This window comes from Nitrosopumilus sp. Nsub (genome assembly GCF_001541925.1).
Lineage (GTDB): Archaea > Thermoproteota > Nitrososphaeria > Nitrososphaerales > Nitrosopumilaceae > Nitrosopumilus.
On the sequence record NZ_LQMW01000017.1, the window covers coordinates 61,142 to 81,071 of the forward strand.

21 protein-coding genes are annotated in these 19,930 nt (G+C 31.8%); 9 read left to right on the forward strand and 12 right to left on the reverse strand.

The annotated features are described in order from the left end of the window. Positions 1–158: 158 nt before the first annotated feature. From AW732_RS03550 to AW732_RS03565, 4 genes are read left to right on the forward strand one after another with little or no spacing between them, the layout of a single operon-like run. Complete coding sequence (locus tag AW732_RS03550) at positions 159–950, forward strand: DNA double-strand break repair nuclease NurA (protein WP_082697412.1); 792 nt, start codon at positions 159–161, stop codon at positions 948–950. After that, positions 947–2,479 carry an ATP-binding protein gene (locus tag AW732_RS03555; RefSeq protein ID WP_067958596.1) on the forward strand — a complete coding sequence of 511 codons (1,533 nt, stop codon included), beginning with the start codon at positions 947–949 and terminating at the stop codon, positions 2,477–2,479. Before AW732_RS03550 ends, AW732_RS03555 begins: the two co-directional genes overlap by 4 nt. After that, positions 2,479–3,621 (forward strand): DNA repair exonuclease, encoded by a 1,143-nt coding sequence (locus AW732_RS03560; RefSeq protein ID WP_067958599.1) that lies wholly within the window; start codon positions 2,479–2,481, stop codon positions 3,619–3,621. The genes AW732_RS03555 and AW732_RS03560 overlap by 1 nt, the downstream gene beginning before the upstream one ends. Further along, on the forward strand, positions 3,618–5,687 hold the full coding sequence (locus tag AW732_RS03565; RefSeq protein WP_067958605.1) for an AAA family ATPase: 2,070 nt from the start codon (positions 3,618–3,620) through the stop codon (positions 5,685–5,687). The genes AW732_RS03560 and AW732_RS03565 overlap by 4 nt, the downstream gene beginning before the upstream one ends. Here AW732_RS03565 and AW732_RS03570 read toward each other — a convergent pair. Genes AW732_RS03570 through AW732_RS03580 form a run of 3 tightly spaced genes read right to left on the reverse strand, consistent with a single transcriptional unit; the run spans position 5,674 to position 7,546 of the window. Further along, positions 5,674–6,216, reverse strand: coding sequence for a YkgJ family cysteine cluster protein (locus AW732_RS03570; protein ID WP_253805553.1), 543 nt, complete (start codon positions 6,214–6,216; stop codon positions 5,674–5,676). The genes AW732_RS03565 and AW732_RS03570 overlap by 14 nt on opposite strands. A gap of 39 nt (positions 6,217–6,255) precedes the next feature. After that, entirely contained in the window at positions 6,256–7,056 is an 801-nt protein-coding gene (locus AW732_RS03575; RefSeq protein WP_067958608.1) for a hypothetical protein, read from the reverse strand. 1 nt (position 7,057) lies between these two features. Beyond that, positions 7,058–7,546 (reverse strand): HEAT repeat domain-containing protein, encoded by a 489-nt coding sequence (locus AW732_RS03580; RefSeq protein ID WP_067958610.1) that lies wholly within the window; start codon positions 7,544–7,546, stop codon positions 7,058–7,060. A gap of 89 nt (positions 7,547–7,635) precedes the next feature. On the opposite strand from AW732_RS03580, the gene AW732_RS03585 reads away from it, so the two are divergent. Beyond that, a complete protein-coding gene (locus AW732_RS03585; RefSeq protein ID WP_067959044.1) occupies positions 7,636–8,301 on the forward strand; it encodes a redoxin domain-containing protein in 666 nt (221 codons plus the stop codon). A gap of 4 nt (positions 8,302–8,305) precedes the next feature. On the opposite strand, the gene AW732_RS03590 is transcribed toward AW732_RS03585, so the two are convergent. Continuing rightward, positions 8,306–8,884: a hypothetical protein gene (locus AW732_RS03590; RefSeq protein ID WP_067958612.1), complete on the reverse strand. Its 579-nt coding sequence runs from the start codon at positions 8,882–8,884 to the stop codon at positions 8,306–8,308. A 1-nt stretch (position 8,885) separates the two neighbouring features. After that, positions 8,886–9,341, reverse strand: coding sequence for a 50S ribosomal protein L15e (locus AW732_RS03595; protein WP_067958629.1), 456 nt, complete (start codon positions 9,339–9,341; stop codon positions 8,886–8,888). Between the two features lie 278 nt (positions 9,342–9,619). On the opposite strand from AW732_RS03595, the gene AW732_RS03600 reads away from it, so the two are divergent. Next, positions 9,620–10,282, forward strand: a complete 663-nt coding sequence (locus tag AW732_RS03600; protein ID WP_253805554.1) for a hypothetical protein — start codon at positions 9,620–9,622, stop codon at positions 10,280–10,282. 93 nt (positions 10,283–10,375) lie between these two features. Here AW732_RS03600 and AW732_RS08905 read toward each other — a convergent pair whose 3' ends face one another. From AW732_RS08905 to AW732_RS03615, 3 genes are all read right to left on the reverse strand, one after another. Then, positions 10,376–11,692: a hypothetical protein gene (locus AW732_RS08905; RefSeq protein ID WP_067958632.1), complete on the reverse strand. Its 1,317-nt coding sequence runs from the start codon at positions 11,690–11,692 to the stop codon at positions 10,376–10,378. 112 nt (positions 11,693–11,804) lie between these two features. Further along, complete coding sequence (locus AW732_RS03610; RefSeq protein ID WP_067958635.1) at positions 11,805–12,737, reverse strand: D-2-hydroxyacid dehydrogenase; 933 nt, start codon at positions 12,735–12,737, stop codon at positions 11,805–11,807. A gap of 66 nt (positions 12,738–12,803) precedes the next feature. Beyond that, a complete protein-coding gene (locus tag AW732_RS03615; RefSeq protein ID WP_067958638.1) occupies positions 12,804–14,213 on the reverse strand; it encodes a multicopper oxidase domain-containing protein in 1,410 nt (469 codons plus the stop codon). Between the two features lie 171 nt (positions 14,214–14,384). Between AW732_RS03615 and AW732_RS03620 the strand changes: the two genes are divergently transcribed. The 3 genes from AW732_RS03620 (at position 14,385) to AW732_RS03630 (ending at position 18,038) form a co-directional block, all read left to right on the forward strand. Beyond that, positions 14,385–15,746 carry an aspartate ammonia-lyase gene (locus tag AW732_RS03620; protein WP_067959049.1) on the forward strand — a complete coding sequence of 454 codons (1,362 nt, stop codon included), beginning with the start codon at positions 14,385–14,387 and terminating at the stop codon, positions 15,744–15,746. Between the two features lie 3 nt (positions 15,747–15,749). Beyond that, a complete protein-coding gene (locus AW732_RS03625; RefSeq protein WP_067958640.1) occupies positions 15,750–17,018 on the forward strand; it encodes a tRNA (N(6)-L-threonylcarbamoyladenosine(37)-C(2))-methylthiotransferase in 1,269 nt (422 codons plus the stop codon). A 72-nt stretch (positions 17,019–17,090) separates the two neighbouring features. After that, a complete protein-coding gene (locus AW732_RS03630; protein ID WP_067958642.1) occupies positions 17,091–18,038 on the forward strand; it encodes a hypothetical protein in 948 nt (315 codons plus the stop codon). Between the two features lie 30 nt (positions 18,039–18,068). Here AW732_RS03630 and AW732_RS03635 read toward each other — a convergent pair whose 3' ends face one another. The 4 genes from AW732_RS03635 to AW732_RS03650 form a co-directional block, all read right to left on the reverse strand. Then, a complete protein-coding gene (locus tag AW732_RS03635; protein ID WP_067958648.1) occupies positions 18,069–18,296 on the reverse strand; it encodes a hypothetical protein in 228 nt (75 codons plus the stop codon). Positions 18,297–18,702: 406 nt separating this feature from the next. Continuing rightward, positions 18,703–19,143: a 50S ribosomal protein L31e gene (locus AW732_RS03640; RefSeq protein ID WP_067958651.1), complete on the reverse strand. Its 441-nt coding sequence runs from the start codon at positions 19,141–19,143 to the stop codon at positions 18,703–18,705. Further along, a complete protein-coding gene (locus AW732_RS03645; RefSeq protein WP_067958654.1) occupies positions 19,144–19,302 on the reverse strand; it encodes a 50S ribosomal protein L39e in 159 nt (52 codons plus the stop codon). 26 nt (positions 19,303–19,328) lie between these two features. After that, positions 19,329–19,880 carry a CoA pyrophosphatase gene (locus AW732_RS03650; protein WP_067958656.1) on the reverse strand — a complete coding sequence of 184 codons (552 nt, stop codon included), beginning with the start codon at positions 19,878–19,880 and terminating at the stop codon, positions 19,329–19,331. Positions 19,881–19,930: the final 50 nt, after the last annotated feature.

The window sequence follows — 19,930 nt, forward strand, 5'->3', positions numbered from 1 at the left end:
GTCCAAAAATTGACATAATTATAAAATCACATTCAAAAAATGGTTTTAATGGATCACCTTTGTCAAATGTCAACATAACCTAAAGATTTTATTCAAACATACCAAGTAATGATGTGCTCAATACTGTTTACAAAGATGCAATTATCAATAGAGAAAAAATGCTATCAATTCTAAAAGGTCCTAAATTTGAGCAAATTTTACAAAAAGCACGTGCCAATTGGAATGATTTTACGCCTACTAAAGAAAATGTGAGTACAGCAGGAATAGACAGCAGTTTCAATAATACAAAATTTCAGGGAATTGAATTATGGGCAACTACAGCAGTTTCAATAAAATCTGATGGAGAAATTCTTGTGGATTTACATGAGTCAGGTTTAGGTTCAGATACTGATCTTTCAAGAATTGCAAGCAAAATGGAAATTGATGCTTGCGAAAAAACAGTTGAACAAGTTGATTTAGTTTTAATGGATGGATCCCTACACTCACAATTTATGACAAGACAATCTGCATTAGATGCACAAGTTGTTAGAACAATGAACAAAAAAAGAAACGTCATATTTATTGCAAAAACATCAAACACAAAAAAACAATTTGAAAATTTAGGATCTTTGGCAGGAGATATTTTTTATTATAACCACATAACAAATGGTCCAGGTTTCAGTGAAATATTTGTAGAAAAAAATTATGGACTAGATAAAATAATTTCATCCACATTTGTTAGACTAAGTGATTCAACACCAATTATCAAATTAGAATTTTTAGGAGGAAAACATGATAACGATGAAATTAAATCAATCATGAATAAACTGTTTAAAACAAGTATAGGAGGATATCCATACGCATTAAAACTTGCACATAATAACTGTAAAATATCAGATAAGGAACTTGGTAAAATGGTTAGTTTGTTAGGATTGAGTAATGAAATTGGATCAAGAGAGGTATTAGGTTGAGTTTAGGATTTGTCGTAGGAGAATCAAAACCTACATCAGTTACAGCAATTACATCTCGATCATTATCGGTTGGAGAATATATCAAAATCAGTATTGATGAAGGAGAAATCTTAGGATTAGTGGAAAGATCATCAGTTTCAAGTGCAGCATTTACAGATGTAAGAAATTTTCATGAAGCAGAAGAAAGTACAGAAATTGCAGACATTAACAAGAGAGATAAAACATTCACAGCTCATATTGGAATTTTAGGATTTTTAGAGAATTTACGCAGAGGTCAGTCAATAATACCTGCAATTCCACCAATCCCAGGTACAGAAATTACACAGCCAACAAATCAAGATTTAGAAGAAATTTTCAGTCCAAAAAAAGATGGATGGTTAAAAATTGGTAATTTATTGAGAAATAAAAAAATTGAAGCTAAAATCAATCTAGATAGAATCGTTTCAAGACATCTAGGAATTTTAGCTATGACGGGAATGGGTAAAAGTAACCTAGTTTCATTAATCACAAAAAAGATTTCAGAAGTAAAAGGAACTGTAATAATTTTTGATTACCATAATGATTACACAACACTAAACATTCCAAATGTGAATGTAATTGACGCAAAAATTAATCCAAGGTTGTTAGAAGCAGATCAATTTTCAGAAGTTTTAGAAATTAGAGAAAATGCAGATGTGCAACAACGAGTATTAAGAATGTCATTTACTCAAGAAGTTAAAGAGGCAGGAGAATTTTGGAATAAATTAGAATATGAAGTAGATTTACTTGTAAATTCAGAGGATAAAAAATTAAAAGAAATCAGAACATCAGCATACAGAGTGCAAGACATCATTGAAGATGCACAAAGAAGATTTGATGATATTTTGGATCCAGAAATTGGAAATCCAATGGACTACATCAAAGAAGGATGTACAAACATCATTAACATTTCAGAATTATCAGAAAAACAAGCCAATGTAGCAATGGGATTTTATTTACAGCAATTACTAAAAGATAGAAAGAATGCAACGATTGCAAAACATGGAAAATCAAAAAAGCAAAAAGATTACAAATTCTTTGAACCTGTTTTCATAATCCTTGAAGAAGCACATGTATTCATTCCAAAAGATCATGATACTGCAGCAAAATATTGGGCTGCAAAAATTGCAAGAGAAGGAAGAAAATTTGGAGTGGGCTTAGGCATAGTCTCTCAAAGACCACGCAGTGTGGATCTTAATATTCTGAGTCAAATGGGCTCATTTGCAATAATGAAAATCATTCAAGAAGATGATCAACGACAAATAGCCTCAGCCACAGAATCTACTAGTCGTGAATTGATATCACAATTAACATCATTAAACGTAGGAGATGCAGTTCTTGTTGGCCAATGGACAAATTTACCATCAATGGTACACGTAGAAGAAGTTAAAGAAAAGAAAATGGGAGCAGATCAAAGTGCAACTAAAGCTTGGATAAAGGCAGATAAAATGAAAAATGTCGGAATAGAATCCACACAAGGGTTAGTTCAAAAAGATTTGTTGTTAGACTAATGTTATTTTCGCATATTTCAGATACACATTTGGGATTAGTACAATATGGTTCCAATGAAAGAGAACAAGATGTGTATGATGTTTTCAATCAAGCAATTGATAAATCAATTGAGGATAATGTAGATTTTGTAATTTTTGCAGGAGATATTTTTCATGTGCCAAATCCAAATGGAACTGCAATCGTACAAATGGGAAATGCACTAAAACGTCTTAAAGAAAATAACATTGATTCATTTTTTATTTTAGGAGAACACGACATTAGTAGAATTAGAACAACACCAATTCCATACATATACCATAATTTAGGATTTTCAAAATACATAGGAAATGGAAAACCAATTGAATACAAAGGAATCATGTTAGCAGGATTAGATAAAATCAGAAAAACAGAAATGCCTCAATATGAAGAAATATTTTCAGATTTAGAAAAAAATGTAGAAAAATTTGCAGGGCATAAAATACTGGTATTACATCAAGGAATTACAGAATTTAACAAATTTGCAGGAGAATTGCAATCAACAGACTTGCCAAAAAATTTCACATATTATGCAATGGGTCATTTACATGACAAAGATATCAAACAGTTCAATCATCTTAAAGGTCCAATCGCATATCCAGGTTCCATCGAATTAACAACTAGTGAAGGAATTAAAGAAATCAAAAAGGGGTTTTTTGAAGTAGATATTTCAGGAGATGAAGCAGTACCAAAATGGATTGAATTAGACATTAGACCCCAATTCTCATTTAATACAGAATACAAAGAACTAGCAAAAACAATTGATCAAATTGTAGAAAAAATCAGTAATCTCACAAAAAAACCAATTATTGAAGTAAAAATACAAGGTGAAGAGATAGAAACAGACCAGATTCAGGCACAAATTGCCAGATTGAATACATTATCACTAAGATGTTTTTGGAAAATCACTACAAAACAAACATCAGATTCATCAGTATTTCTAGATAGACCAAATGTCATTGAAGATGAAATGTTTAGACTTTCAGCAAAAATCTTAGATTCTGAAAAAGATATAAATTTTGCAATAAAAGAACTACTACCAAAATTATCAACTGACGGAATTAACGAAGCACTTGAAATAATTGTAGACGATTATGAAAAATTCAAAAAGGAGGAAGAACAATGATTACTTCAATTGAATTAGGAGATTTCTTAGCACATTCAGAAACAAAATTAGATTTTGAGAAAGGAGTAACAATTTTTGTTGGAGAAAATGGTGCTGGAAAATCAAGCATAATTGATGGAATTACATTTTCACTATTTGGACAACATACAAGAAAGTCAAATAAAGGATTGATTAAAAGAGGATCAAATCAAGGTTATTCAAAAATTGAATTTTCAATAAATGGTAAAAAATATGAAACAGTCAGAAAAATAGACAGTAAAGGAAGTTTAGTTGCAACATTTTCTGAAATAACAGATAACAACAGAATAGAAATTGCAGCAGGAGAAAGAAAACAATTTGGAGAGTCAATGACAGAACAAGTTGAAAAAACAATAGGAATGGATTTTGAGAAATTAAAAATTGCATCAATTGTACAGCAAGGGGAATTAAATTCAATAATTAATGCAAAACCAAAAGAATTCAAAGAATTACTTAATGCAATAATTGGAATAGATAAATTAGATGTCGCATCAGAATCAATGAAAAAAGTAATAAAGGAATTTCGTGAAAAAATTAAAACAGATTTAGGATATGATGATACACATATTGATATTTTAGAACGAGATTTTGAGAAATATTACCAAGATATCAAAGAATCTGAGCCTGAAAAAAATCAATTAGAATTAAAACAAAAACAGATTCAAGAAGAGTTAAAAAAATTACAAAAAGAATTGGAAACGGAAACACCAAAAATTGACAAAATCAACCAATTAGAATTACGAAAGGAAGAATTATCAAAATACGTAAAAGAAACAATGAAAGGAATTCAGCAAAAAATTAGTGAAAATGAGCGTAAAATACGTGATTGTGAAGGATGTTTTGACGTAATTAAACTGAAAATCGATTTTGAGACAAAAATCCAGAAAGTTGAGGAAGCATTAGAAGATTCATTAAATAAAATTCAAGAAATGACAAATCAAATTGTATCTTTAAAAGAAAAACAAATTCTAGCATCAAAACTACAATTAAAAGACAATAAATGTCCAGTCTGTGATTCAACGGTAGAAAAATTAAATCCGCTTTTCCAAGTAGATCATATCAATGAAGAGATAGTCAAATTACAAGAAAATATCAAATTAAAAGAAGAAGAAAGAGAATTGTATACTCAAAAGAAAAAAGAATTTTTGGAAAAAGTACAAAAAACAAGAGATGCAGAAGCAACTCTCAGAGCACACTCAATAAATACAAAAGAAGAATTAATTGAAATTCAAAAAGAAACCCAAATTCAAAAAGAAAAATTACCATTAACAAATAATAATGATTTAAAACAAATATCACAAATAGATGAACATGCGAAATTAATTTTTGAAAATATTTTGAAATTAGAATTAGAAACAAATGGATTTAATGAAAAAGAATTTGAAGATCTTAAAAATACAATTATAGAAAAACAAACAAGTTTATCTCAAATTGATCAACAAATAGGAGGAATTTTAGAAAAAATAGATAAAGCTGAAAAACAAATAGATGTGATTGAAAAATCAATTTTAGAGCTTAAAAAAGTGAAAAAATATATTTCAAAATTAGATAAAGTTCAAGCAAATATTTTCAGCAGAGATGGTTCTGTTGCAATAAGTTTAAGATCATGGGCATTGAATTCAATTTCAGTAAAAGCCTCAGAATATCTATCATTTCTCAATACAAAAATTCAAAGAATCGCATTATCAGAAAAAGCAAGAGATGTTTCAATTACATGTTATTCAAAAACAGAAGTTTTGGAATTAGAATCACTAAGTGGTGGAGAAAAAGTAAGCGTAGCATTAGCATTAAGATTGGGAATGGCAAGTTTACTAGGCTCATCAAATCTAAATTTGATGATACTTGATGAACCAACAACTCACCTTGATGTTGAGAGAAAAAAATCACTAGTTAGAGTATTGTCACAATTATCAGATATTTCTAATTCAGAAGCACCCATGCAATTTTTAATTATCACTCATGATGCAGAAATTTTTGAAGACTCAAATGTTGAGCAAATTTACAAATTTGAATCAAAAGAAGAAGGAAGTAAAGTCATTGCACTTTGAGAGATAATTCAACTTGATTTAACATAAATTTTAGAAATTTAGATAAGGACTCTCCTTCATGTTTTGAATTCCATTCCCTTACAAGAACATCATAAAACTTCCATTCAAGTTCATCTTTTTTTAGATGAGGCATCATCATTTCTTTAAAACCATTAAGATCCCAGTCAGTAGGACACAGGATATCACTCATTTGAGATAACTTACCATTTTTCATTTCAAACGGATATGATTTGCATACACCAGGTTTGAAATCATTAACGGTGCATCTAAAAACATCATCAGTTTCTTCAAGAAATTTACATCCACCATTATTTTGTTTTAAGGCAAGATCTACTAAACCCTCTTCAACTTTTATTCCCAAAGAATAATCTTTTGCACCAATTAATTCCAAGAAAGTTTCAGGTTTAGAATTCAACCCATTTGAAAGTCGATGAACATCATGAGCATTAACAAAAATTGTGTATTCCTTACAGCAATCAGTATGACAATCAATACAAGGAAACTTTGGAGTTTTTTGATTAATAGACAACATAAATCACAAAATTAATTTTAGATTTAATGTAAAAAATTATTCTATGATAATTGTTCCCTGCATCCAAGTATGTAATAGACAGTAGTAGGGTACTTCGCCTATACTTTCTGGAACCCATTCAAAAGTGTCATCTCCACTCATGATTCCAGTATCAAATGTTCCACTTGGGGAAGGAGTAAATCCATCAACTGTGCCTGCAGTAAAAGAATGCATTGCGGCAGTAGAATCAGAATTTATCATGGTTACTACATCACCAACACTTACTGTAACAATACTAGGAGTATAGCAATCTAATGATGCTTGACAATCCATACTCATTCCAGAATTATCTGCAGTTCTAATTTCAGTACTAGTTGCAGTTTGTGCTGCAACTACTGGAGTTAAAGTAAATGCAGTTTCAACCCCTTTAGGACCAAAAATATCATCTCCATGACCTAAACCTTGTACAACAACTTTAATGTCAACAGTTGAATCATCTAATGTACTACTTTCATGAACAGGATATTTTCCAGGGTGACGATGTGCTGCAGAATCTGAAAGAATTGAATCAGAACTTTGAGTTGCAACGACATCATAGTTTACATGGTCGACAATGTTTCCATCATCATCCATAAATTCAACTTCAAACACTAATGCTTCACCAACATTACTTGTGCTAGTAAGTAAACTAGGGTTTACTGAAATTTGATTAAGTTCTTCTTCAATTTGAGCAATATTATTTTCAGGAATTGTAAGCTCACGAGATTCTGGTGTTTCATTTGGATCAGCAACAATTAGAAATAAAGTTATTGCAACTAAAACTCCAACAACTGCAATTACACTATATGTAAGATTCATCTCATCCACCTGTTAATTTAGCAAATTTTTCATTCTTACTTAAAGTTTCCATAAATTCAATATTAGATAGTGCCACAACAGCTGATTCTACTACAGGTTCATCAGGATCGTTTAGTGCTTTTTGTAAAGCCTCTTTAGCATCTTTATTTCCTACCACTCCCAAAGCTATTGCTGCTTCATGTCGTACAAACATACTTGGATCATTTAGAGTTGAGTCAATAAGCGGAGGAATAGCTGAAGAATAAGACATTTGACCTAATGAAAAAGCAGCTTCGTGACGAACCAATTCATTGTCATCATTTTTTAAAACTTTAGCAATATGTGGGATTTTATCCTCTCCACCAAAATCTACCAAAATGCAAGTAGCTCTTGTTCTAACAACATAATCAGAGTGATCCAAAAGGGAAACAAAATATTCAGTATCATTATTTTCATATTTTGATTCCATTTCTGCAAAAAGGGCTAATCTTTCATCAGTTACTGCTTGCAATTTACTTGAAAATTTTCGCTGTTCTATATTAGCGTACTTAAAAAGAAAAAGGGGGTATGTATTTAACGTAAAAAATATGGTTGATAGATATGACTGTAAAAATAGGTGAAAAAGCACCAAATTTTGGAGTTTCAGAATGGGTCCAAGGAACCCCAACAAATTTTGATCAGGAAAAAGATCACATTGTATTACTAGAAGTTTTTCAAGTAAATTGTCCAGGATGTTTTATGCATGCAATTCCAGAAGCAATTAACATTTATGAAAAATACAAAGATGAAGGAGTAAGAGTTTTAGGTCTTGCAACTGCTTTTGAAGACTTTGATAAAAATACTTTAGATAACTTGAAGATGTTAGCAGAAACTGGCGAAGTAGTTGGTGAAACAAAAAGTGCTTTATCACAATATGGTCAATTACAAGATGGAAGCAAATTATCATTTAAAATTCCATTTCCATTAGGAATGGATATGTTAACAAAAAATTCTGGTGAAATTAGTCAAGAAAAAATATTAGAATTTATCTATCCTCAAATTCCAAACTTTGATTCACAACCAGAAGACTATAGAAATCAAATAATTCAGAGAGTCAAAGACCACATGAAATCGAAAGAGTATTCTGCAGAAACATTTGAAAATTTTTCACTTCAAGGTACCCCTTCAGTAATTTTAGTAGATAGAAAAGGAATTCTAAGAGATGTATCATTTGGTCAAACAGGACATATTGATGGAATGATTCAACAGATACTTGACGAAGATTAAATTTTTATTTTTTAACAAACTTTATTGCAACAACCACAACTATTGCAACTACAATTCCACCCACAATAAGCCACACTAAATTATTATCAAATGACGTTGTATCAAATTGTCCATCAGGAGGCAAAAAATCATCATCAGATGTTTCAGAAGAATCATTTTCAAGGGGAATTATCTCATCCATGCCAACTAAATATTCAGTACCACTAATTGAAATCACATTAGAGCCAGAGCCAGAAAATTCCATAGTGATGAAATGAACTCTTTCACTAGATTGGATTTTTGGAAAAAATTCTTGGTCATTAAGATAAAACGTTAAATCGCCATTTAGCAAAGTAGAGGGAATAACTAATTCGCCCAAATTATTTTCGAGTCCACTATCAAGGTAAAGGGTAAATTGTTTACTATTTTTATCAAAACTATAATCGATTAAATCAAAATTTGAAGTTAATACAACTTCAAAATCATGGCCAGAAGTTTGAATATCGATTCGATTAATTAATCCAGTTGCATCAGATAGTAATTGTCCATAAGCAGGAGTTATTACAAAAAGTAATACTATTGAAAATATGATTAGTGATTTCAATCTATGCAGATTGTGTAACTCGTCTGTTTAATTCCTTATCTTGTGCAATTCTTGGATGAGATGGATCTGCAAGAATTACTTCAAACCAATAATGTTTACCATCTTTATAGATAAAGTATGAACCTAAAAGTTTCATATTTGGATAACGTTCAAGAACTCTTCTTTCTGCAACAGTTTTCATATCATCATCAGCTTTAATTCGAGTTACACCAAGATGTTTTGGTCTTCTACCACCAGTAGGTCTTTGTTTTCTCATACCACCAGTACCAACTCTCATTCTAACAACAACAATACCTTGTTTTGCTTTGTAACCTAATCTTCTAGCTCTTTCTAAACGACTTGGTTTATCAATTCGAGTGATAGCATTTTGTTTCCGCCATCCAATTACACGTGAACGAAGTTCAGGTGCATTTTCTTTCCAAAGTCGGATCCAGGTTTTATCTTGATGACTAGGCATATAAGAAATGATAAAAATCCCCTATAATAACTGATTTCAGAAAATTAAGAAAAATTGTAATTTTTCACAGATTTTAGCACAAATTTCAGCACATATAAAATGGTTGAATTCAATCTAAGCAACACTAGTGAATTAAAATGTCTTTGAGTGATGAATTAACATCAACTCAAAGATATGCTTCCGCAGAAAACGCTATGACTACTTTTGTTCAGAGTGATTAAAAAAGATTACCAAGTATAAATTTCAGATATTTATTGATCAAAATTAATTCTAAATCCATGGTATCTATGAAAATTATATTTTTTGTTGTATTAATTGGAAGTACTGGTAGTATTTCATCATCAGTATTTGCAGAACCACAAATGACAGCTACAATTGAAAAAACAACTTACACATATTGTGAAAAATTATCATACACCATTGTAGTATCTGAAATTACAGGAGAACATGCAATAATTCACATCAGAGATGAAGCAGATAAAAAAAGTAGTGCAATTCCAATTCCAATAGAAAAATTATCAAATCCAATACCATCATCATATCCATTTCAAAAAGACATTTTCCCATCAGGAAAATATTTTATAGATATTGAATATTCAGGAGCAACAATAACTTTAGAATTTGATTTAATTGATTCAGATAACTTGTGTATTTCAGATACTATGAAACCAGTAATAATTAGATGGATTAATGGAGAATTTACAGATGGAATGTTACTCAGTGGATTTCAAAATCTTGTTGATAAAAAATTAATAGAAATACCATTTGAGATTACTGAAGAAAATATTAGTAAAATAAAAATTCCCCAATGGGTCAAAAGCATAGGCAATGGATGGATAATGGGAATGATTTCAGATCAAATGTTTACAAAAAATTTGCAATATTTAATTGATGAAAAAATTATTTTAATTGCAGATAATAGAACTAACGAGTTAGGATAGATTTTTAATTATTGAAATTTTAGTAATTATTTTTTAGCATATTCATGATTAGGAGCATCATAAATTCTGAAAAATTAAGGATTGGAACTGAAACTAATCTTTCTTTTTGTGTGCTTTAGCAATTAAAGCCAAAATAATTGCAACAACTCCAGCAACTCCAAAAGCAATTGCAAAACTGATTATCATTTCTTTATTAGATGAAGGAGATGCAGAACTTGCAGTAGAACTGGATTCAGAGGAATCTAACACACAGACATTATTTTCTAAAATAGTTCCAGGACCACAACGTTGATCTAATACACAGACATTATTTTCTAAAATAGTTCCAGGACCACATTCATTTGTAGGAAGGGTTTCAATAACAGGGGTTTCAATAACAGGGGTTTCAATAACAGGGGTTTCAATAACAGGGGTTTCAATAACAGGGGCAGAAATTACTTTTGAGAAACCAAATTCTGAGCCAATTATTTCTAATTCTTCAGTTCCCAAAGGAACATCAATACTTAATGTTCTACTTTCAAAGGTAGTTTGAGTTTCTCTGAAAATTGTTTCATCCCCATCAGATAAAATAAAGAATTTATCATCAACACCGTCATAAATGGAATCAAAGAAATTTCGATCAAATGTGACATCTAGTTTTCCAGATGAGTCATTTACATTAACATAAAAAATTAGAGACATTGAATCAGTATCAGATTCTATTTCATATACAGTCAAACCCATGGCAGTAAAATCAACATCAAAAGGCATACCATCAACAGTTACTGAAAGAGTTTCAATAGAAGGAATGGCTGTAGGTTCAGAGATAGATGTTTGTTCTGCAGTTTCCTCATCTATAGGGAATCCAGAGTTAACATTGTTAGATGAATCGGAATCAGGAAAGCTATAGATAACAAATTCAATCCAAGGATAATCAGGATCAATTATTCGATAAGTTCCAAGTTCAGTCAGTGTAAATGAAACAGATTCCCCAGGAGGAATTATGTCAGTAACTATTCTATTATCTTTGTTAAAATCACATGGGTTATCATCAGTTTGAGTATCAGATGTTTGAGTATCATTAGGATCAAATTCACAAACTAAAAAAGTATCATAATTAATGGTTGATGCTCGATTAGAATTTGCATTACCACTAACTAACACATGTGAAACAACATCATTATTGATTATAGTAATCGTTGAGCCAGGGGAAGATGAAAATAAAGTATTGTCAAGGTATTGACTATTGTCTTCAAGATAACCATTTTCAATAATTTGAACAACTCCATTATCAGATGTTTCAGCATAAACTAACACTGTAGAAATCATTGTAAAGAGAATCAAACCTAGAGAAATTTTCATCAAAGTACTAACATTAGGAAAATGCAAAGTTTCAGACTTTAAATTACCAACATTTTGTTTTTCTAACACAAATTTTTAACTCAAAAATGGTGTTAAAATCAAAGAGCCGATTATTAATCACGTACAAGTCAATTTTTTTGAATATTTTTTAATGTCAGGCACAAACTATAGTGTTTAAATTCTAAATTACGCCTCTAAGGATTTGAATAATTTTTTCACCAATGACATTTGCAGCCAAAGATTGAGCCTCTTTTGTTTGAGCACCAATATGAGGAGTTAAAATCACATTATCAAGTTCTGCCAATTTATTACCAGTTGCAGGTTCTTGTTCAAAAACATCTAAAGCTGCTCCACCCAAAGTACCATTTTTGATTGCCTCATACAAAGCATCCTCATCAACAACACCACCTCTAGAAGTATTGATAATTTTTGCAGTATTTTTCATTGTTGACATTTTTTGTGCATCCAATAAATGATGAGTTGAATCTAACAATGGAACATGAATTGAGACATAATCACAACTTTGTAACAAAGTATTCAAATCAGCTTTCATTAAACCAACCTCTTTTGCAAATTCCTCATCAATTGGCATTACATCATATCCAATAATATTCATGTTTAGTGCACGTGCTAATCTACCTAATCTTTTACCAATATTTCCTAATCCAATAATACCCAAATATTTTCCACGAAGTTCTGTTCCCTTTAGTTCTTTTTTGAGCCATTTTCCATCACGGATTGCCCTATCACCTCTAGCAGTTTGACGTGCCAAAGATAACATCAAACCTAAAACTAATTCAGCAACAGCATTCATTGCACCTTCTACAGCATTAATTACACGAATGTTTTTTGCTTTAGCAGCTTCTTGATCAACATTATCTAATCCAACACCAACACGTGCAATTATTTTACAATTATCAGCTTTGTCAATAATCTCTTTTGTTATAGTTGTCCTACTTCTCACAATAACAATGTTAAAAGTAGAAATTTTTTCTAAAATTTGTGCAGGAGTTATTTCTGGTTCATATGCAACCTTTAGACCATTATCAGTTAAAATTTTAGTTAGTACTGGATCTACTTCATCACAAATTAGTACAGAATCTTCAAAACTCAATAAAATCTAAAATGAAATGCGGCATATAATTCATTAAAAAAAATAAAAAAATAAAATAAAATTGGTCTAGATACGACCTAAGTCTGTCATTACTTCAATGATTGGTCCAGCTAATTCAGGAACTACTTCCCATAGTGGGATAGCACCGTCTGCTTTCAAATCAGAAATAACTTCATCGGTATACATACCATGGATGTTTAATGCTGGGTGAGCAATGCTGTTTTGACCCATTGGTGGGACTGCATCACTTGGATTACCTAAGACATATGCGTATGATGGTACTGCGTCCATACCTAAGCCTTCAACGATTGGGTTTAAGTTGAATGGATCACCTGCAACAAATACTGTTACTGCACCGGAATAGATTGCTGCATAGTCGTGGTTAACTGCTGCATAAACTCCTGGCTCATCAAATACCAAATCTACAATCATACCTTGTGAACCTCCGACTAACCATGTTTCAGTGGCAGCAGATTGAACTCTGTTACCTTGTGTAACTCTATCCAAGATTTCTCCTACAATGTGGAAGAAGACTGGTTCGTTACCTTGGTTCTCAATGAAAAGTCTTACGTGTTGATCATTTTCAACAAATAAGAGTTGTCCTTGTTGTTCTTCTAAGTCAAGACCATCTCTGGCTTGTAGAACAGCACTGATTTTCTTTTCTGGGTCACCCATTACAAGTAAGTTGTGTGCCATGTTTGGAACATAACCAAATTGCATGCCGTTGACTACTGTTGCAGTGTTTTGATGAGACATCATTTTGCCCATATCATAATTACCGTCAGTTAAGTACAACTGGCTGTATTGTAGCTGGAACTCTAATGCATCAGCATCGTAGAAAACTCTGTCTAATTCACCGCTTCCACTGGTTTTCTCAACCATTAATTTCTTGTAACCGTTTGCTGGGTCAACGATTGCAATTCCGTACATGCCGGAAAGTACGTGTTGATCCATAGCAGCGAGTTTAACACCAGAACAATGGTATTTGAAAATTCCTGCGGATTCAGCAATATAACAGTAAGTTGTGGATTCACCTGGATTAACGGATTCAAATGCTCCTGCAGTTATCTGAGATGCGTGCATGTCATTTCCGTGTCCTACCATTTCATCAGATGGAATAGTTAGTGTCATCTTTACAACGTCACCTTGGGTAACTCTCAATGTTGGACCTGGGATTTGTCCACTAAAGGTCATTGCATTGTAAGTTTCACCAGTTACGAGAGGCATTTCATGGCTCTCACCGGTTAGTTGAAAGTCGTGTACTGTTCGTCCAGAGGACTCAAGTACTCCACAATCGGTTTCTGCGAATGCTTTTGGCATTACAAGTTGTAAGCCACCCATTTGATGGATTTTCTCAATTACATCGGCATCCATTTTGTTGATGTCGAGTGATTGTCCACTAATTTGGGTTTGTGTGTATGTGCTTCCGAATAAGGTTGCTCCCATTACAGCTACTGCTGCAATTGTAAAGAGCATACTGAATTTCTTATTCATGGTACAAATACCGAATTTCCCTATAAATACTAAACCTGAATTTTCATCATTCTAACGATCTTTTCTAGTGTTTATTTTAATAGATTCTCATTCTATATGTTTAGAATCAGTTCAAAAGAAATGAATAATAAAAGTGAAAACGGTAAAGTCAACATGAAGTTTCGATCAGATCAAGATTCATTAGGCAAAGTCAAAATTCCTGCAGATGCATATTATGGAGCATTTACGGGTAGAGCAATTAATCAATATCATGTAACAGGAAACAAAGCTCACAAAAATTTGATTGATGCCTTTGTAATGATCAAGAGATCTGCTGCAGTTGCAAATATGAAAACAAAAGTAATTGATACTAAACGTGGAAAAGCCATTGTATCAGCATGTGACAAAATTTTGTCAGGTAAATTCACTGACCAATTTGTTGTCGATATGATCAATTCAGGTGCAGGAACTGCATTTAACATGAACTCTAATGAAGTTATTTCAAATGTGGCATTAGAAATTCTACATAAGAAAAAAGGACAGTATGAATTCTTACATCCAAATGATCATGTAAACATGTCACAGTCAAGTAACGATACATATCCAACAGCAATGCATGTTGCAATTTTGATGAATCTTAAAGAAACAATTCCAGCAGTAGAAATTTTAATTAAATCATTATCTAAAAAAGCAAAAGAATTTTCATCATTTAAAAAAATTGGAAGAACACATTTGATGGATGCATTGCCAATTACATTGGGCAGTGAATTTGCAGCTTACACCACATCCATAACAAAAGCCAAAAACAATCTCGTTGCAGCACAAAAAGAATTACAAAATGTTGCACTTGGAGGCACAGCAGTCGGCAATGGTGCAAACACACCAAAAGGATATAGGAAAATTGCAATAACAGAACTAAGTAAAATTTCTAAACTTAAATTAAAACCAGAACCTGACATGCAATTTAGCTTACAAAGCAAATTCCCAGTTGCAAATGCATCAGGAGCATTAAGAAACTTGGCATTAGAGATTGGAAAAATTGCAAACGATGTCAGATTAATGGCATCAGGCCCAATTGCAGGTTTGGCAGAATTAGGAATTCCAGCAGTTCATGCAGGTTCATCAATCATGCCAGGTAAAGTAAACCCATCACTGGCTGAATGCATGAACATGATTTGTTTTAATATCATAGGAAATGATACAGCAGTATCATATGCAGCACAAGGCGGACAATTTGAACTAAATGTAATGTTACCTGGAATGCTAAAATCAGTATTAGAATCAACAGATATGCTCAAGAATTTTTTACCAATATTTTCTGCAAATCTAATTGATGGATTGACTGCAAATAAACAAAAACTTCAAGAAAATATCGAAAACAGTCCAGTAATAGTAACTTTACTTACTCCAAAGATAGGATATTTGAAGTCAGCAGAACTATTCAAAGAATCACTAAAAACTGGAAAGACAATTAGAGAATTAGTAGTTTCAAAGAAACTAATGACCAACAAAGAAATAGATTCACTGTTTAGATAAGTTATGGCAAAAATCTTTGTAGAAGCCTATGGCTGCTCTGCTAGTTTTGCAGATTCAGAAATGATTTCAGGATTGATTGTCAATGGAGGACACACATTGGCAACAGATTCAACAGAATCAGATCTTAATCTCATAGTTACATGTTCAGTTAAAGATACAACAGCAGATAAAATGATGTACAGAATCAAATCATTAAAAACAAAACCACTAATCGTTGCAGGATGTCTACCAAAAGCCGAAAAAGAAAATGTTGAAAAATTTACAAAAAATGCAAGCTTACTTGGCCCAAGTTCATTAGGAAAAACATTAGAAGTGATTAACTCCACATTAGGAGGCAAAAAGCAAATTGCCCTAGAAGATTCAGATGTATCAAAAGTAGGATTACCAAAAGTCAGATTAAATCCAACCGTAGGAATTGTGGAAATTGCAAGTGGATGTATGAGCGAATGTACATTTTGTCAAACTAAATTATCAAAAGGGGATCTTTCAAGTTACAGATTAGGAGACATTGTGAGACAAGTTAAAACAGAAATTAAAGAGGGGTGTAAAGAAGTTTGGCTGACATCAACAGACAATGGATGTTACGGATTGGACATAGGAACAGATTTACCTTCATTAGTAAATACAGTTTCAGAAATTCCAGAAGATTTCATGATAAGAGTGGGAATGATGAATCCAATGTATATGCCAAGAATTAAAGAAAAGTTAATTGAGTCATATGATAACAAAAAAGTTTTCAAGTTTTTACACATTCCAGTTCAAAGCGGAAGCGATAAAGTACTAAATGACATGAAAAGAGGACATACTAGTCAAACATTTAGAGAAATTGTAAAAAAGACAAAAGAGAAATTTGACAACTTTACAATTTCAACAGACATAATTGTTGGATTTCCATCAGAAACAGAAGAAGATTTTCAAAAAACTATCCAATTATTGGATGAAACAAAACCAGATGTTGTCAATTTATCAAAGTATAGTGCCAGACCAGGAACAGATGCAGCAGAATTAGAACAAATTGATGCAGCAGAAGTTAAGAGAAGAAGTAAAGTAATTTTTGATCAGATCAACAATATATCCTTAGAAAGTAACAAAAAATGGATCGGATGGAAAGGAAAAGTATTGTTTGATGAAAACACAGAGGAAGGAATCAAAGGAAGAAACTATGCTTACAAACCTATTGCAGTGGATGAAAAAGTCAAAATTGGAGATTCACACATTGTTGAAATCACCAACGCTACCAGAAAAAGGCTAATTGGGAAGATCGCAAGCTAAATTTTTTCGATCTAAAATTTGATAAAAAAAACGTAAGAAGGTTTTTTATGTAAATCTGAGAATAAAATTAGAATGAGTTTTCAAGTAAAAGAACCAGTATTAGTAATAGGATTAGGCGGAGTAGGCTCAAAATTAGCAAACGAAGCAAAAGATGCCCTAAATTCAGATTGCTTAGTCATCAGTAACGATTCAAAAGATTGCTCATCAAGTAGTGACTCAATTCACATATCTACAGATTCAATAATTAATCCATCAGTTCAATTGATTAGAGGTTCAACATACAAAAAATCTGAAGACATCAAATCCAAAATTTCTCAATACTCCACAGTTGTTTTAATGAGTAATTTGGCTGGAAAAGCAGGTGCAGCAATTGCTCCAGTAATCTCAGAAATATGCAATAATGCAGACAAAGGACTAATCACATTTGCAATTATGCCATTCAAATATGAAAAAGAAAAAATATTCAATTCAGGAATTTCACTAAAGAGAGTCAGAGAAGATTCACAATGTACAATTGTATTAGATAATGATTCATTACTAGAAAGCAACCCAGAGTTAACTCCTAAAGCATGTTACAATATTGCTAACTCAGCAATTATGCACGTAGTAAAATCACTTGGAACAACTGAAATAAATTCTGAAACAAATATTCTCACAACAAGTAAAGATGGAAACAGTATGGAAGAATCTCTAAGAGATTCATTAAAAATGCTATACCAAAATGCTCCACCAAATGCAGTTAAGAGTTCAATGTTGTATGTAGCAGGAGGAGAAAATATCCCAGTAGGAATAATCAATTCAATTAAAAATATTTCAAATGGAATCACAAATCAATCAAATTCACAAATTAATGTGTCATCATCAGATGAATCCAAAGTAGTAATGCTATCATCAGTACAAACAATGACAAAATTTGACAACTACGATCCATTAGGAATGATACCAAAAGAACAGACCCTCGATTGGGATACTCCAGATTGCAGTATAGATTGCAAATTAGAACTATATCAATTAGAATAAAAAACTTTTAGAAATTCTAACAATTATTTGTTAATTTAAAACATCATTTTCATCTTTAGAGTCAGATGAAACAATTGCCTTCATTTGTGAAGTATCAGAACAAGTTTTTCTAAATCCAATATTATGTTCTAAAACTCTAACCATTCCAGTTCGCCTATAACCCTGAATAGATTCATCGTATTCCTTTTCATGAACTGTAAGAACTACAGCTTTTACTTTTTTTCCACAAGTTTTACAATAAACGTAGACCTCAGGCATAGTTAATTTTACTAAAAAATACCTGAACTTAAAATTTGAGTTATTATCAAAAGGATATTAAAACAACAAGGAAATATGGAAAAGAAAGGATTCCATTACTCTCCACCATTCAATCCTGCAAATAATGGCATTTTCTTGTTATAATATTTATGTAAAAAAAATATTTAAGTTTGATCCAACCAAGATATCAAAAAACAAGAGAAGAAGATAAATCAAAGAAAAACATTATAGATCAATGAAAAATGAACTGACAAATGCTATTGAAAAAAAAGTATTTTGTTTCATAATGGATTTACCAGAATCCAGTTCAAACAAAAAAATAGGATCTAAAATGAAGGGTCATCCCATTGATGATCATTACTCATTTTAGAAAACTAATTTTGTTAAATTAAGAAAAAGTTAATTTTTAGTCCTTTGATGGTGCTTCTTCTTTAGCTGGTGCTTCTTCTTTAGCTGGTGCTTCTTCTTTAGCTGGTGCTTCTTCTTTAGCTGGTGCTTCTTCTTTAGCTGGTGCTTCTTCTACAACATTATCAACTTTGTCTTCAACTTTTTTAGTTTCTTTTTCAGGAGTAACAGCAGATTCGACATCATCAGTAAATGAAGTAACAAGAACATAACCTTCATCAGTTTTACTCATTCTAACTTTAATTTTTCTTGGAGGACTGCGAGCACCTCTAGACCAAATTTGATGAGACAGTTCTTCATCAATTTTGATAGTTTCCACTTTCATGTGGTGTTGAGCAAATTCTTTAATCATATTGATAGCTCGTACTGCACGATGTTGGGATTGAGAAAGTAATACTTTACCTAATGGAATTGTATAAACACGTTCTAATTCTTGTGACAATTATCCAACCTCCACATCTGTTGATCTCCAAGCTCTACGTTTTGGATTAGTTCTAACAGTTCTGTTAGTTTTTAGTATAATCCAAGCTGGAACTGCTGAAGCCTGCTTTGTTTTTTTTAGCAGACGAATTTTTCTTGGAGAGGACTTGCGTGCAGCCATAGTTTTTCAGGCACGAAGAGCTCTTTTTAAATGAATCTCAGTGTATTTTCAATTTGTTTTAATATTCTAGCCGAAGCGCCCCAAACAATTTGATTTTCATACTCAAATGTGTACATTTCATCCATCAAATTATGACTAGGATCGCTATCTATTGCAAAAGTTTGAAGAAAAGGAGTTAAAGGGATATGAAGAATTTTCTCAACTTCAGAATTTGTTACGAGTGGAGGAATTTGTTTCAACATAGACACAAATGGTAAAATTAGAAATTTTGTTGTTAGTGTTTGTACAGGTGCTAATTGACCAATAACATCATTTTTTGAAACGTTCAATCCAATTTCCTCCCTTGTTTCACGTAATGCAGTATCTAAAAGAGTGGAATCATTTTGGTCAAATTTTCCACCAGGAAATGAAATTTCACCTGCATGAAATTTCATACTTTTTGGTTTTTCAGTCATAATGATTGTTGGGTGTTCACCATAAATTACAATTAGAACAGATGCTAATTTGTAATCCACATCAGATTTCATTTCAGGAGCAATAGGAGTAGACAAAATAGATTTTAAATTATCAAATTGCATTATGTTTTCCTATAATTCCACAGGGGTTTTAGTATTCAAAGGTTTTAACC